Origin of the sequence: Streptomyces cathayae, assembly GCF_029760955.1 — a bacterium.
GTDB lineage: Bacteria > Actinomycetota > Actinomycetes > Streptomycetales > Streptomycetaceae > Streptomyces > Streptomyces cathayae.
Genome location: NZ_CP121682.1, coordinates 3604183 through 3617605, shown reverse-complemented (window position 1 = coordinate 3617605; position 13423 = coordinate 3604183). Strand labels below are relative to the sequence as shown.

Below are 13423 nucleotides of genomic sequence, written 5' to 3'. Positions count from 1 at the left end.
CGGCCGACCTGTGCTCAGCCCTCTGCTCAGCCCTCGCCGGGCGCCTGGGGCAGCTTCGCCTGGATCAGGTCCATCACGGTGGAGTCGGTCAGCGTGGTCACGTCACCGAGCTGACGGTTCTCCGCGACGTCCCGCAGCAGCCGGCGCATGATCTTGCCGGAGCGGGTCTTCGGCAGCTCGTTGACCGGCAGGATCCGCTTGGGCTTGGCGATCGGGCCGAGTGTGGCGCCCACGTGGTCGCGCAGCTCGGCGACCAGCTGCTCGGTCTCCGCCGCCGTGCCGCGCAGGATCACGAAGGCGACGATGGCCTGCCCGGTCGTCTCGTCCGCCGCGCCGACCACGGCCGCCTCGGCGACCGACGGGTGGGAGACGAGCGCCGACTCCACCTCGGTGGTGGAGATGTTGTGCCCGGAGACCAGCATCACGTCGTCGACCCGGCCGAGCAGCCAGATGTCGCCGTCGTCGTCCTTCTTGGCGCCGTCGCCGGCGAAGTACTTGCCCTCGAACCGTGACCAGTACGTGTCGATGTACCGCTGGTCGTCGCCCCAGATGGTGCGCAGCATCGCCGGCCACGGCTCGGTGAGGACCAGGTAGCCGCCACCGCCGGCGGACACCTCGCGCGCCTCGTCGTCGACGACGGTCGCGGCGATGCCGGGCAGCGGGGTCTGGGCGGAGCCCGGCTTGGCGCCGGTCACGCCGGGCAGCGGCGAGACCATGATGCCGCCGGTCTCGGTCTGCCACCAGGTGTCCACCACGGGGGTGCGGTCCGCGCCGATGTTCTTGCGGTACCAGATCCACGCCTCGGGGTTGATCGGCTCACCGACGGAGCCGAGGACCCGCAGCGAGGACAGGTCGAACTTCGCGGGGATGTCGTCGCCCCACTTCATGAACGTCCGGATCGCGGTGGGCGCCGTGTAGAGGATCGTCACGCCGTACTTCTGCACGATCTCCCAGAAGCGGCCCTGGTGCGGGGTGTCGGGCGTGCCCTCGTACATGACCTGGGTCGCGCCGTTGGCGAGCGGCCCGTAGACGATGTACGAGTGCCCGGTGACCCAGCCGACGTCGGCCGTGCACCAGAACACGTCCGTCTCCGGCTTGAGGTCGAAGACCGCCCAGTGCGTGTACGCCGTCTGCGTGAGGAAGCCGCCGGAGGTGTGCAGGATGCCCTTCGGCTTACCCGTGGTGCCGGAGGTGTAGAGGATGAACAGCGGCTGCTCGGCCTCGAACGCCTCCGGGGTGTGCTCGGTGCTCTGGCGTCCCACCGCCTCGTGCCACCACAGGTCGCGGCCCTCGGTCCAGGCGACGTCCTGGCCGGTGCGGCGGACGACGAGGACGTGCCGCACGGTGTCGGCGCGGTCGGCCGCCTCGTCCACGGCGGGCTTGAGCGCGGACGGCTTGCCGCGCCGGTAGCCGCCGTCGGCGGTGATGACGACCTTGGCGTCGGCGTCCTGGATACGGGTCGCGAGCGCGTCCGCCGAGAAGCCGCCGAAGACGACGGAGTGCGCGGCGCCGATACGGGCGCAGGCCAGCATGGCGACCGCCGTCTCGGGGATCATCGGCATGTAGATCGCCACCCGGTCGCCCTTGCGGACGCCCAGCTCCAGCAGGGCGTTGGCGGCCTGGGAGACCTCGTCCTTGAGCTGGGCGTAGGTGATCGTGCGGCTGTCGCCGGGCTCGCCCTCGAAGTGGATGGCGACCCGGTCGCCGTGCCCGGCCTCCACATGCCGGTCCACGCAGTTGTAGGCGACGTTGAGTTCGCCGTCCTTGAACCACTTGGCGAACGGCGGGTTCGACCAGTCGAGCGTTTCGGTGGGTTCCTTGGCCCAGGTCAGTCGGCGGGCCTGCTCGGCCCAGAAGCCGAGCCTGTCAGCCTTGGCCTGTTCGTACGCCTCCGCGGTGACGTTGGCGTTGGCGGCCAGGTCGGCGGGGGGTGCGAACCTGCGTTCTTCCTTGAGCAGGTTGGCCAGGCTTTCGTTGCTCACGGCATCTGCCTTTCCCGGAGTGTCCGTTGTGTCCCGGGCCACAGCTCATCAGACCCGGGGGTGGGCTGACAAGGGCCGATGGCGAAATGGTTTAGACCTTTTGAGGTCAACTCTCTGAGGTCAACCGACCGTTTCCGTGGCCCGGGGGTCATCCGTACCCACGGACGCCGAGGGCACGCGGTTCAGTCTCTGTCACGCCACTCATACCCGCGACGGCCCCTCACCGCGCCAGATCCGCCGCCCTCACCCGGTCGAACCTGCCCTCTCCCGCCGTCTCGGTGAGGAGGTACGCCTGCGCCTCACCCACATGGAAGTACATGCCGTGGAGCGTCAGGTTCCCGTCCTTCAGAGCACGGGCCACCGACTCGTGGGCGCGCAGATGGTCGAGCTGCTGGACGACGTTGGCCAGGCAGAGCCGCTCAGCCGGGTCGGCCGACGCCCGTTCGCCGAGGCGCGCCCAGGGCCCGTGTCCGCCGCCGGCCCGCTCCAGGCTCGGCAGCCCGTGCCGCAGCCACCGTCTCAGCGGAGTGCGGGCACCGTCCGGCTCCGGATCGAGCAGGGCCTGCACGGCACCGCACCCGGAGTGCCCGCAGACCGTGATGGACCGCACCGCGAGCACCTCCACGGCGTACTCGAGGGCGGCCGCCACCGAGTCGTCGCCGCTCTCCTCGCCGGGCGGCGGTACGAGGTTGCCGACGTTGCGGACCACGAAGAGGTCTCCCGGACCGCTGGAGGTGATCATCGATGTGACCAGCCGTGAGTCGGCACAGGTGAGGAACAGTTGGGTCGGCTGCTGCCCCTCGCGCGCCAGCCGCGCCGGCTCACCGCGCACCAGGGGGGCGGTGCTCCGCTGGAAGGTGCTGAGACCACGCACCAGTTCCTGGCCGGTCTCGGCCCGGGGCACCTCCGGCCCGCCCGCACCGGAGGTGCCGACCGCACGGGGTGCGTCGCCCTCATGGAGCAAGCCTCCGGTGCCGGAGCGGATCGCCCGTCCGCCCGAGCCGCTGTGGAATCCCGGGCTGCTGGGGGCACCGGGAGCCCCGGGGACGTCGTGGACGCCGTGCATGTCGTGGACGCTGCGGTCGTCGTTCGGTACGGAGCCGCCCGTGGGTACGAAGTCGCCCGGGAGTACGGATCGTGGGGGCTCGCACTGGTGGTTGCGCCAGGCCGTCCAGGGCCGGCAACGGCACTCGGCGCCGGTGGTCGGGTCCGCCGCGTCGGTGCCGTCCGGAGTAGAGGCGGCGGGTGCGGCGGCGAGGACCGCGGGCTCGGCGATCCGGACTCCGGCTCCGGGTCGGCGGCCGGTGATCTCGACCGCGCCGCCCCGGGCGGTGTGCGTGTTCTGCCAGTCCTGCAGGGCCTCGTACGCCGCGTGGTCCATGAACGACCCGTCCAGCGTCACGACGGTGGTGGCCCCCGGGGGTACGAGATGCAGGGACCGGCTGAGCCGGGGTACGGCGAGGAACGTCAACTGCCCTCGGACATGTACGTGATGGACTCCTTTCTTCTCCTCATGCGTGATCCGGGTGCGGGTGAGGCGGTGCAGGGCCACGCCGACGGCCGCGGCGATGCCGAGGGCGACGCCCTCCAGGACGCCCGCGGACACCACGCCGAGGGCGGTCACGGCGTAGACGAGGACTTCGCGGTGCCGGGTCACCGTACGGATGTGGTGCAGGGACACCATCTGGATGCCGACGGCCATCACCAGGGCGGCGAGTGAGGCGAGCGGGATGAACTCCAGGATCGGGACCATCAGCAACGCGGCGACCACGACGAGAACGCCGTGCAGCATCGTGGAGTTCCGGCTCACGGCGCCCGCGTTGACATTCGCGGAACTGCGCACCGCCACCCCGGCCACGGGCAGTCCGCCGAGGCAGCCGGAGGCGATGTTCGCGGTGCCCTGACCGAGCAGTTCGCGGTCCAGGTCGGAGCGGGGGCCGTGGCCCGGACCGGGGCGGCGGGAGACCATTTTGTCCACGGCGACCGCGCCCAGCAGCGACTGCACGCTGCACACCAGTGTGGTGGTGAGCACAGCGGCGACGAGGCCGAGTACGGGCCCCTCGGGCAGCCCGGCCAGTGCGTGGCTGCGCCAGGACGGCAGGTCGACCTCGGCCAGGACGAGACCGGCCGCGGTCGCGACCGCGGTGGCCCCGGTGACGGCGACGAGCGCGGCCGGGACCCTGCGCAGAAGGCGTCCAGCTCTGCCGGGGATCCGGGGCCACAGCAGGAGCAGGGTCAGGGTGAGCACGCTCACCGCGACGGCAGCGGGGTCCAGGTTCGCCAACTGGGCAGGAAGCGCACGGAGGTTGTCGGGGACGGAGCTCTGCGGGGTGCCGCCGAGGACGATGTGGACCTGGGCGACGGCGATGGTGACGCCGATACCGGCGAGCATCCCGTGCACGATGGCGGGGCTGACGGCGAGTGCGCCGCGTGCCACCCGCAGACAGCCCAGGCCGAGTTGGGAGAGCCCGGCGAGAACGGTGATGGCACAGGTCGTCCGCCAGCCGTACTGCTGGATGATGTCGGCGGTGACGACGGTGAGTCCGGCGGCCGGACCGCTGACCTGGAGCGGGGAGCCGCCGAGCCGTCCGGCGACGAGTCCGCCCACGGCGGCGGCGACCAGGCCGGCCTGAAGCGGTGCTCCGGTGGCGAGGGCGATGCCGAGGGACAGGGGCAGAGCGATCAGGAAGACCGCGACGGCGGCCGACAGATCGGCGCCCGCGATGCGGAGCCGACGGGGCCCGGTCGGCGGCGGGCTGTGGGGCGGGTGGGCACGCCCGGTCCGGTTCGGATCGCTGGCGTGGGTGGTGGGAACACAGGTTGGCATGCTTCCCGTCTCCTCCGGGGCTGGGCGGTCGCGGAAGTGGGGGGTGACTCGCTCGGCGGCGGCGGGGCGGTCGCAGTCGCGGTCGCGGCCGTGGGTCACGGAGTCAGAACGGCGGGATCGGTCAACGGCGGCGAGGAACCTCGGCGGCAAGAACCCCAACCATCAGTAAACGAATCGTAATTCAGAGTAAAGGACGAGTCTTTGCTTTTCGGGCAAATGACCTAACGGATACTCCCCACGGGTGAACTAGGCGTTTCATCGGCTTGTCGTATTAATTCCTTCTCGGTCCCATGCGACTTTGGCGGCGTTGTCGGCGTGGACCGGCAGGCATCCGACATCGCCGCCCACGGGGCCGGCCCGAGAGAAGGAAGCAGGTGGGCGGGCATGGCCGCCACCCGAAGGATCGCCGTGGGCGCCGTGATCGCCGCGGTCTGTGTCGTCCCGCTCGCCGGCTGCGGGGCCGGCGCCGACGGTTTCGGCAAGGAATCCCAGGACCAGAAAAAGGCGGCGCCGGCGCCGAAGAACGTGGTCCGGCTGATCGGCGACGGCTCCACCGCGTACACCGGGGCCCAGCCGCACCTGCCCGAGCCCGAGCGGCTGGAGCCGGGCGAGAAGCCCCCGCAGTTCGTCGTCTTCTCGTGGGACGGTGCGGGTGAGGACAGCCAGAAGCTCTTCTCCCACTTCCGCAAGGTCGCCAAGGAGAACGACGCGACCATGACGTACTTCCTGAGCGGCGTGTACATGCTCCCGGAGGGGAAGCGTGACCTCTACCGCCCGCCGCAGCACTCACCGGGCCGGTCCGACATCGGCTTCAACGACGCCGAGGGCATCGCCGCCACCGTGGAGCAGCTGCGCCTGGCATGGCTCGAGGGCAACGAGATCGGCACCCACTTCAACGGTCACTTCTGCGGTCCCGACGGCGGGGTCGGCGAGTGGTCGGTGGCGGAGTGGAAGGACGAGATCGCCCAGGCCAAATCGTTCGTGAAGGAGTGGAAGACCCACACCGGCATGAAGAACAAGGCCCCTCTCCCCTTCGACTACGACAAGGAACTCATCGGGGCCCGCACCCCCTGTCTGGAGGGTCAGGAGAACTTCACGAAGGCGGCGAGAGAGCTGGGCTTCCGCTACGACACCAGTGGTGTCGACAACCAGGTGTGGCCGGAGAGGAAACAAGGGCTGTGGGATCTGCCGCTGCAACTCGTCCCGTTCCCCGGGCGCTCCTTCGAGCAGCTCGCCATGGACTACAACTTCATGGTCAACCAGTCCGGCACCGAAACCCAGGGCGACCCCGCCAAGCACGCGCAGTGGGGTGACGAGATGCGGGACGGCCTGCTCGCGGGCTTCCGGCGGGCCTACGACGGCAACCGGGCACCTCTGATCATCGGCAACCACTTCGAGTCCTGGAACGGAGGCACCTACATGCGGGCCGTCGAGGAGGTCGTCGAGGAGGTGTGCACCAAGCCGGACGTGCGCTGTGTCTCCTTCCGGCAGCTCGTGGACTGGCTGGACGTCCAGGACCCGAAGTCCCTGGCGAAACTGCGCACCCTGACCGTGGGCGAGGCCCCGAAGCAGGGTTGGAAGTCCTTCCTGTCCGGCGCCCCCGCCCCGGCCCCCAGGGGTGTGCCCGGAGCGCCCGCGGCGAAGGGGTGAGCGGCGGGCTTCGCTGTGGCTTTGCCGCGGCTTCGGCGGGCGGTACGGCGTGAGGAAGGCCACTCCCGCGCAGGACGGGCGCCCCGGGTGCGTAATGTCGTACTCATGAGTACGACAGGCGCGACCGCCGATCCTCCCCCGGGCTCTCGGAAGAGTTCGAGCAGCGGGGACCCCCTCGCGGCCCTGGGCTCGCTGCCCGGTGTGTCCGACTCCGTGGAATCCGTCCGCAAGGCCGTGGACCGGGTCTACAAGCACCGGGTCATGCGACGGCGCAGCAACGAGATCACCTCTGAGGCGGCCCTGCGCGGCGCCCGCGGCTCGGCGGCGCTGTCCGGGGCGGACTGGGCCCTGGAGGAGGTGCGCCGGCGCAGCGACTTCGGCAGCGGCGACGAGGCGCGCACGATGGGAGCGGCCCTGCGGCTGTCGGCCGAGGCGGGGCAACTGCTGTCCATCTGGCGCCAGTCGCCGCTGCGGGTGCTCGCCCGGCTGCATCTGGTCGCGGCGGCCGACCAGGCCGACCAGGTCGGGCGGCCGCGGAAGGAGGGCGAGTCGGTCGACGAGCCCTTGATCGGGCTTCCGCTGCCCGCCGCGGCGGAGGCGCACGGCCGGCTGGAGGGCCTGGCGGAACTGGTCATCGCGGGCAGTTCCGCCCCGGCGCTGGTGACGGCCGCCGTCGTGCACGGTGAACTGCTCGCACTGCGCCCCTTCACCTCTCACAACGGCCTTCTCGCGCGTACGGCCGAACGCATCGTGCTGGTCGGCAGCGGGCTGGACCCGAAGTCGGTCTGCCCGGCCGAGGTCGGCCATGCCGAACTGGGACGGGATGCCTATCTGGCCGCTCTGGCGGGTTATGTCTCGGGCACCCCCGAGGGCGTGGCCTCCTGGATCGCCCACTGCGGACGCGCGGTCGAACTGGGGGCGCGTGAGTCCACGGCGGTGTGTGAGGCGCTACAGCGCGGGGCGGCGTAGGCGCGGTCGCGCAGAGATGCGGCGGTACGAGAACTCGTACCGCCGCTGGCATGCCCACCTGGTTACCAAGCGTCCTCGATATATGCCCATCAGGTCGGGAACTTTGCCCGTCCCTGGTGCGGCTGGCCCGTAATCGACGGGTCGACGTCGCGTGGGTGCCCTGTGGCCATGCTCGGTCCGTGGGGCCAAATGCGTTCTGAAGGGGATCCTCTCGGATGTCCTTGGTCTCGCGGGCCGTTGAGTCCTTTGTACTCCAGGTTCGAAGCAAGCGGAAGTGCTGGGTCCGCTTCTTTACTTTTAGGTTCAAATACGCGTCAATCGGACGCCCGTCCGGCGAAGGGGAATCCGGCCTGTCGGCGCGTCGTGCGGGGTGGCCGGTCAGGCCACCGTCGACCGGCGTCGGCTCGCGTACCAGACCAGACCCGCGGTGGCCGCGGCGGCGCCTATGGCGGCGGCCGCCACGAGGGCCGGGCGAGGCGGTACGGAGAGTGTGGGCAGGCGCTGCTTGAGCCGTACCGGCCGGTGGAAGTCCAGGACCGGCCACTCGCGCGCGACCGCTTCGCGGCGCAGTGCCCGGTCCGGGTTCACGGCGTGCGGATGGCCCACGGACTCCAGCATCGGCAGATCGGTCGCCGAGTCGCTGTAGGCGTAGCAGCGGGCGAGGTCGTAGCCCTCGGATTCGGCCAGTTCCCTGATCGCCTCGGCCTTGGTCGGACCGTACGCGTAGTACTCCACCTCCCCGGTGAAGCATCCGTCGTCGCCCACCACCATGCGGGTGGCCACGACCCGGTCCGCTCCGAGCAGCTCGCCGATCGGCTCGACCACCTCGGCGCCCGAGGTGGACACGATCACCACGTCGCGGCCGGCGGTGTGGTGCTGTTCGATGAGAGTGGCGGCCTCGTCGTAGATGATCGGGTCGATCAGGTCGTGCAGGGTCTCTGCGACGATCTCCTTGACCTGTTGGACGTTCCAGCCGCGGCACATTGCGGACAGGTACTTGCGCATCCGTTCCATCTGGTCGTGGTCCGCGCCGCCGGCCAGGAAGACGAACTGGGCGTATGCGGTGCGCAAGGCTGCCCTGCGGTTGATCAGGCCGCCTTGGTAGAACGACTTGCTGAACGTGAGCGTGCTCGACTTCGCGATGACCGTCTTGTCCAGATCGAAGAAGGCGGCTGTGCGGGGCAGTGAGTGGTTTTCCACGCCTTGAGCATAGGCGCAGCCCATTCGGCGTAAGATGTGGCGCGTGGGTTTGCCTGAGAGGCCTCTCGGGTACACCATGGAAGTCACGGATCGTTCGCGACCGTGCTAACCCGGTCCGGCTCCTCCCCCCCCGAGTCGGCCGTGGGGACGACCCCCGCTCTCCCCCCCGGCGGGGGTCGTCGCATGTCCGGGTGGGTTTTCTCCTTCTCTTCATGGCCGAGGCGTGATCAGTCGACCGGGACGAGTCAGGGTTTGACATGCTCACGCCTATTGACTCTGTGTAGTGAATGGATTGCTCTGCGGAGGTCACGCGGGGTGTGTGCCGGGCTCGCCGGTATGGGTGACGGCGATATTCACAACCGGTGGCCCGTCCACAGTTTTCGACCAAGATCCACACGATTTCCCGGATCGCTGCACCGTGATTCCAGCGCGTCCCGCTCGCGGCGAGTTCATCGCCGGTTCTGTTTTGTCGAGTCGCGTACGGCCGGTTTCTGGCGGCCGTTCATATGGAGACCGCTTGCCGGTTCTTCACACGTTTGGGAATCGCGGGGCCGCAGGGGCGCCGCGAGATGCAGCGAAGGGGGACGACCATGGCAGGAACCGTCACACACGATCCGCCACCCGCCGCCGGAGGAGACAGGCCGGGCGGGCCGCTGATCGTCACCGAGGACTCCGGACTTCTCGACGATCTGCTGCGTCTGTGCGCCGCGGCCGGCGCCACCCCGGAGGTCCACCACGGAGTTCCGGAACCGAGAGGCAGTTGGGAGGCCGCGCCGCTCGTCCTCGTCGGCGACGACGCCGCTCGGCGCGTACGCGGTGCCGCGCGTCGGCGAGGAGTCGTGCTGGTCGGCCGCGACCAGGACGACTCCGGGGTCTGGCGCAGGGCCGTGGAGATCGGCGCCGACCATGTGCTGATGCTGCCCGACGGCGAGCAGTGGCTGGTCGACCGTATCGCCGACGTGGCCGAGGGCGTCGGCCGGCCGGCCCTGACCGTCGGGGTCCTCGGCGGCCGCGGCGGAGCCGGAGCCTCCACCCTGGCGTGCGCGCTCGCCGTCACCTCGGCGCGGGAGGGACTGCGCACCCTCCTGGTGGACGCGGATCCGCTGGGCGGCGGACTCGACGTGGTCCTCGGGGGCGAAACGGCGGAAGGACTGCGCTGGCCCGCGTTCGCCGCCTCACGGGGGCGGGTCGGCGGTGGAGCCCTGGAGGAGTCGCTGCCCGAACTGCACTCGCTGCGGGTGCTCAGCTGGGACCGGGGCGACTGCGTCGCCGTACCGCCCCAGGCCGTACGGGCGGTGCTCGCCGCGGCCCGGCGAGGAGGCGGCACGGTCGTGGTCGACCTGCCCCGCCGCGTCGACAGCGGGGTGGCCGAAGCCCTCGCGCAACTCGACCTCGGGCTCCTGGTCGTCCCCGCCGAGCTGCGCGCCGTCGCGGCGGCCGGACGGGTCGCCTCCGCCGTCGGCATGGTCCTGCACGACCTGCGGGTGGCGGTGCGCGGCCCGTACATGCCCGGCCTCGACGACCGGGAGGTCGCCCGGCTGCTCGGGCTGCCCCTCGTCGGCGACGTGCCCGTCGAGCCCGCCCTGCAGCGTCCGTCCGGATCGGGACAACCACCTGCGGCGTCCGGCCGGGGCCCGCTGGCCCGCTTCTGCAAGGAGTTCTGGGAGCGGGCGCTGGTGGAGGCGAGGACGGCATGAATATCAGGGGCATCAGGAGGGCGGAGAGGCCGCGCCACGCGCCGGCGGGCGGCCCGGAGAGCGCGGCGCCCGATGGGACACACGGTGTGCCGCCGACGGGCCTGCGGGGCGTGGCCGGGGTCGGGGCGCCGATGAGGGGTGAGGCCTCCGGCACGCCGGTGGGCGGGCCGAAGGCGCCTCCGGACATGCTCGACGGGGTGCGGCGGTGGCTCGCGGAGAGCGGGTCCGAGCCGACGCCCGCGCGGGTGGCGCAGGCGCTGCGGGAGCAGGGGCGGGTCCTCGGCGACGCCGAGGTGCTGAGGGCCGCCGAACACCTGCGGTCCGAGCTGATCGGCAGCGGCCCGCTGGATCCACTCCTCACCGACCGGTCGGTGACCGACGTACTGGTGTCGGCACCGGACCGGGTCTGGGTGGACCGCGGCGGCGGACTGGAACTCACCCGCGTCTCCTTCCCGGACGCGGCCGCCGTACGGCGGCTCGCCCAGCGGCTCGCCGCCGTCGCCGGCCGGCGCCTGGACGACGCCCGGCCGTGGGTGGACGCGCGGCTGCCCGACGGGACACGGCTCCACGCGGTGCTCCCCCCGGTGGCCGTCGGCTGCACCTGCCTGTCCCTGCGGGTCGTACGGCCCCGCGCCTTCACCCTGGACGAACTCACGGCGGCGGGAACGGTGCCACCGGGCGGCGACCGGATCCTGCGCGCACTGCTCGACGCGCGACTGTCCTTCCTGGTCAGCGGCGGCACCGGAACCGGGAAGACGACCCTGCTCAGCGCTCTGCTGGGACTGGTCGGACCGGACGAGCGGATCGTCCTCGCCGAGGACTCGGCCGAACTGCGGCCCGACCATCCACACGTCGTACGCCTGGAGAGCAGGCCCGCGAACCAGGAGGGCGCCGGACTCGTCACGCTCGAGGACCTGGTGCGCCAGGCACTGCGGATGCGGCCGGACCGGCTGGTCGTGGGCGAGGTGCGCGGCCCCGAGGTGGTCCACCTCCTGGCCGCCCTCAACACGGGACACGAAGGCTCGGGGACCGTCCACGCCAATGCCGCCGCGGACGTACCCGCCCGGCTGGAAGCGCTCGGCACGGCTGCCGGGCTCGACCGGTTCGCGCTGCACAGCCAACTGGCGGCCGCCCTGTCCGTGGTGCTGCACCTCGTACGTGAGCGGGGCGGCCGGCGGCGGATCGCGGAGGTGCACGTGCTGGAACGGGACCCGTCGGGGCTGGTGCGGACGGTGCCCGCGCTGCGGTGGGGTCCGGACGCCTTCGCCCACGAGCCGGGGTGGGAGCGGCTGCGGGAGCTGCTCCGGCAGGGGGGCGGGGGCGGTGGACGGTGAGCGAGTGGGTGCGGTCGAGGGCGCGGTCGAGCGGGAGAGGGGAGCGAGGGTGAGCGGGACTGCCGGGATGTCGATCGGGGCGGCCACGGTGTGCCTCGGGGGCGCCGCGTGGCTGCTGGGTGGCAGACGGGCCGGAGTCAGGCGGGCGCGACTGCTGCTGGCCGGCGGGGGAGCCGTCGGGAACGGGCCGCCGGGGTGGCCCCGGGTGGTCCGCGAGTGGGGGCGGATCCGTGGACGGCTGCGCGCCGAATGGTGGGCGCCGGCCGCCGGGGCGGTGCTGGCGCTGCTGGGTTCGTCGGTGGTGCCGGTCGTCGTCGGGGTGGCCGGGGTGCCGTTGCTGCGGCGGGTTCGGCTGGCCGCTCGGGAGCGCCGGGCCCGCGAGAACCGGGCCGACGCGGTGATCGCGCTGTGCGGGGCGCTCGCCGGTGAGGTGCGTGCCGGGCGGCAGCCGGGTGAGGCGCTGTCGCCGGCCGCGCGTGATTCCGGCGGGCTCGGCGAAGCGCAGGCGGCGGTGCTGGCGGCGGCGCGGTTCGGCGGGGACGTCCCGGACGGGCTCGCGGCGGCGGCGCGGCAGCCGGGCGCCGAGGGGCTTCGAGGGCTCGCCGCGTGCTGGCGGGTCGCCGTCGACCAGGGGGCGGGGCTCGCGGCCGGACTCGACCGGCTGGAAGCGGCGCTGCGTGCCGAACGGGACCAGCGCGACGATCTGCGCGCCCAGCTGGCCGGCGCCCGTGCCACCGCGGTGATGCTCGCCGGGCTCCCGGCTCTGGGGCTCGGACTCGGCGTGGCCCTCGGGGCCGACCCGCTGCACATCCTGCTGCACACCGCGTCGGGGTTCGGCTGCCTCGTGGCCGGCGGGGTTCTGGAGGGTCTGGGGCTGTGGTGGGTGTTGCGGATCACGCGGGGAGCAGAGGAGGCATCGCGATGAGCGGCGAGGTCGTCCACGGGCTGGGGGTGTTCGTGGGGATGGTGCCGGTGATCGGCTGGACGGCCCGGTGGCTGTGCCGGACGCGGCGCGAGCACCGGGTGCGACGACGGCTGGCCGGCCTGTCGGCCGTGGAACCGCCGGCCTCCCGGCCGCGCCTCGCCGTGCCGGGAACCGCGCGGCATTGGTTGCCCCCGGTGGGCGTGGCGTGCGCGGGGTGGGCGCTGGTGGGCGGCCTCACCGGGGTGCTGGTGGGGTTGGCCTGCGCCGCCGGACTGTGGCGGTGGCGACTGCGGCAGACGGCTGCCGGAGCGCACGTGCGGGAGCGCGAGGCAGCCGGCGCGGCACGGCAACTGCCCCTCGCCGCCGATCTGCTGGCCGCCTGCATCGCGGCGGGCGCCGGTCCGGTACCGGCCGCGCAGGCCGTCGGTGAGGCCCTGGGCGGGCCGGTCGGGGCCGCGCTGGCACAGGGCGCGGCAGAGGTACGGCTCGGCGGTGAACCGGGTGCGGCCTGGCGGCGGCTGGCCTCCGTGCCGGGAGCCGCTGCCCTGGCCCGGCTGCTGGAACGGGCCGATGTGTCCGGGCTCCCCATGGCCGCGCCCGTCGCGCGGCTCGCCGCGGAGTCCCGTGCGCAGTGGGGACGGGCGGCGACGGCACGGGCGCGGCGGGCGGCCGTCATGGTCACCGCACCCGTGGGGCTGTGCTTTCTGCCCGCCTTCATCGCGGTCGGCGTGCTGCCCGTGGTGATCGGGCTCGCCGGCGGGGTGCTGGGAGGGGGTGAGCCGCCGGGGCGGTGAGCGGGACGAACAGTCGGGTGGTTTCGACAGAGCTTTTCTGTAGGG

The 13423-nt window shown here is 72.3% G+C and carries 9 protein-coding genes; 6 read left to right on the top strand and 3 right to left on the bottom strand.

Annotated features, from left to right (window positions below; translation table 11 throughout):
* Positions 1-26: 26 nt before the first annotated feature.
* Together acs and PYS65_RS16345 are read right to left on the bottom strand one after the other, a co-directional pair.
* A complete protein-coding gene (gene acs, locus PYS65_RS16350) occupies positions 27-1982 on the bottom strand; it encodes an acetate--CoA ligase (protein ID WP_279334689.1) in 1956 nt (651 codons plus the stop codon).
* Positions 1983-2202: 220 nt separating this feature from the next.
* A complete protein-coding gene (locus tag PYS65_RS16345; RefSeq protein WP_279334688.1) occupies positions 2203-4809 on the bottom strand; it encodes a SulP family inorganic anion transporter in 2607 nt (868 codons plus the stop codon).
* Between the two features lie 384 nt (positions 4810-5193).
* Between PYS65_RS16345 and PYS65_RS16340 the strand changes: the two genes are divergently transcribed.
* Positions 5194-6459: a polysaccharide deacetylase family protein gene (locus PYS65_RS16340; RefSeq protein ID WP_279334687.1), complete on the top strand. Its 1266-nt coding sequence runs from the start codon at positions 5194-5196 to the stop codon at positions 6457-6459.
* Between the two features lie 105 nt (positions 6460-6564).
* On the top strand, positions 6565-7428 hold the full coding sequence (locus tag PYS65_RS16335) for a Fic family protein (protein WP_279334686.1): 864 nt from the start codon (positions 6565-6567) through the stop codon (positions 7426-7428).
* Between the two features lie 378 nt (positions 7429-7806).
* On the opposite strand, the gene PYS65_RS16330 is transcribed toward PYS65_RS16335, so the two are convergent.
* Positions 7807-8652, bottom strand: coding sequence for an HAD family hydrolase (locus PYS65_RS16330; RefSeq protein WP_279334685.1), 846 nt, complete (start codon positions 8650-8652; stop codon positions 7807-7809).
* A 566-nt stretch (positions 8653-9218) separates the two neighbouring features.
* Between PYS65_RS16330 and ssd the strand changes: the two genes are divergently transcribed.
* The 4 genes from ssd (at position 9219) to PYS65_RS16310 (ending at position 13378) form a co-directional block, all read left to right on the top strand.
* Positions 9219-10325, top strand: coding sequence for a septum site-determining protein Ssd (ssd, locus tag PYS65_RS16325; protein WP_279334684.1), 1107 nt, complete (start codon positions 9219-9221; stop codon positions 10323-10325).
* Between the two features lie 185 nt (positions 10326-10510).
* Positions 10511-11659 (top strand): TadA family conjugal transfer-associated ATPase, encoded by a 1149-nt coding sequence (locus tag PYS65_RS16320; RefSeq protein WP_279334683.1) that lies wholly within the window; start codon positions 10511-10513, stop codon positions 11657-11659.
* Positions 11660-11726: 67 nt separating this feature from the next.
* Positions 11727-12584 carry a type II secretion system F family protein gene (locus tag PYS65_RS16315; RefSeq protein WP_279337971.1) on the top strand — a complete coding sequence of 286 codons (858 nt, stop codon included), beginning with the start codon at positions 11727-11729 and terminating at the stop codon, positions 12582-12584.
* Positions 12581-13378 (top strand): type II secretion system F family protein, encoded by a 798-nt coding sequence (locus tag PYS65_RS16310; protein ID WP_279334682.1) that lies wholly within the window; start codon positions 12581-12583, stop codon positions 13376-13378. Before PYS65_RS16315 ends, PYS65_RS16310 begins: the two co-directional genes overlap by 4 nt.
* Positions 13379-13423 lie beyond the last annotated feature (45 nt).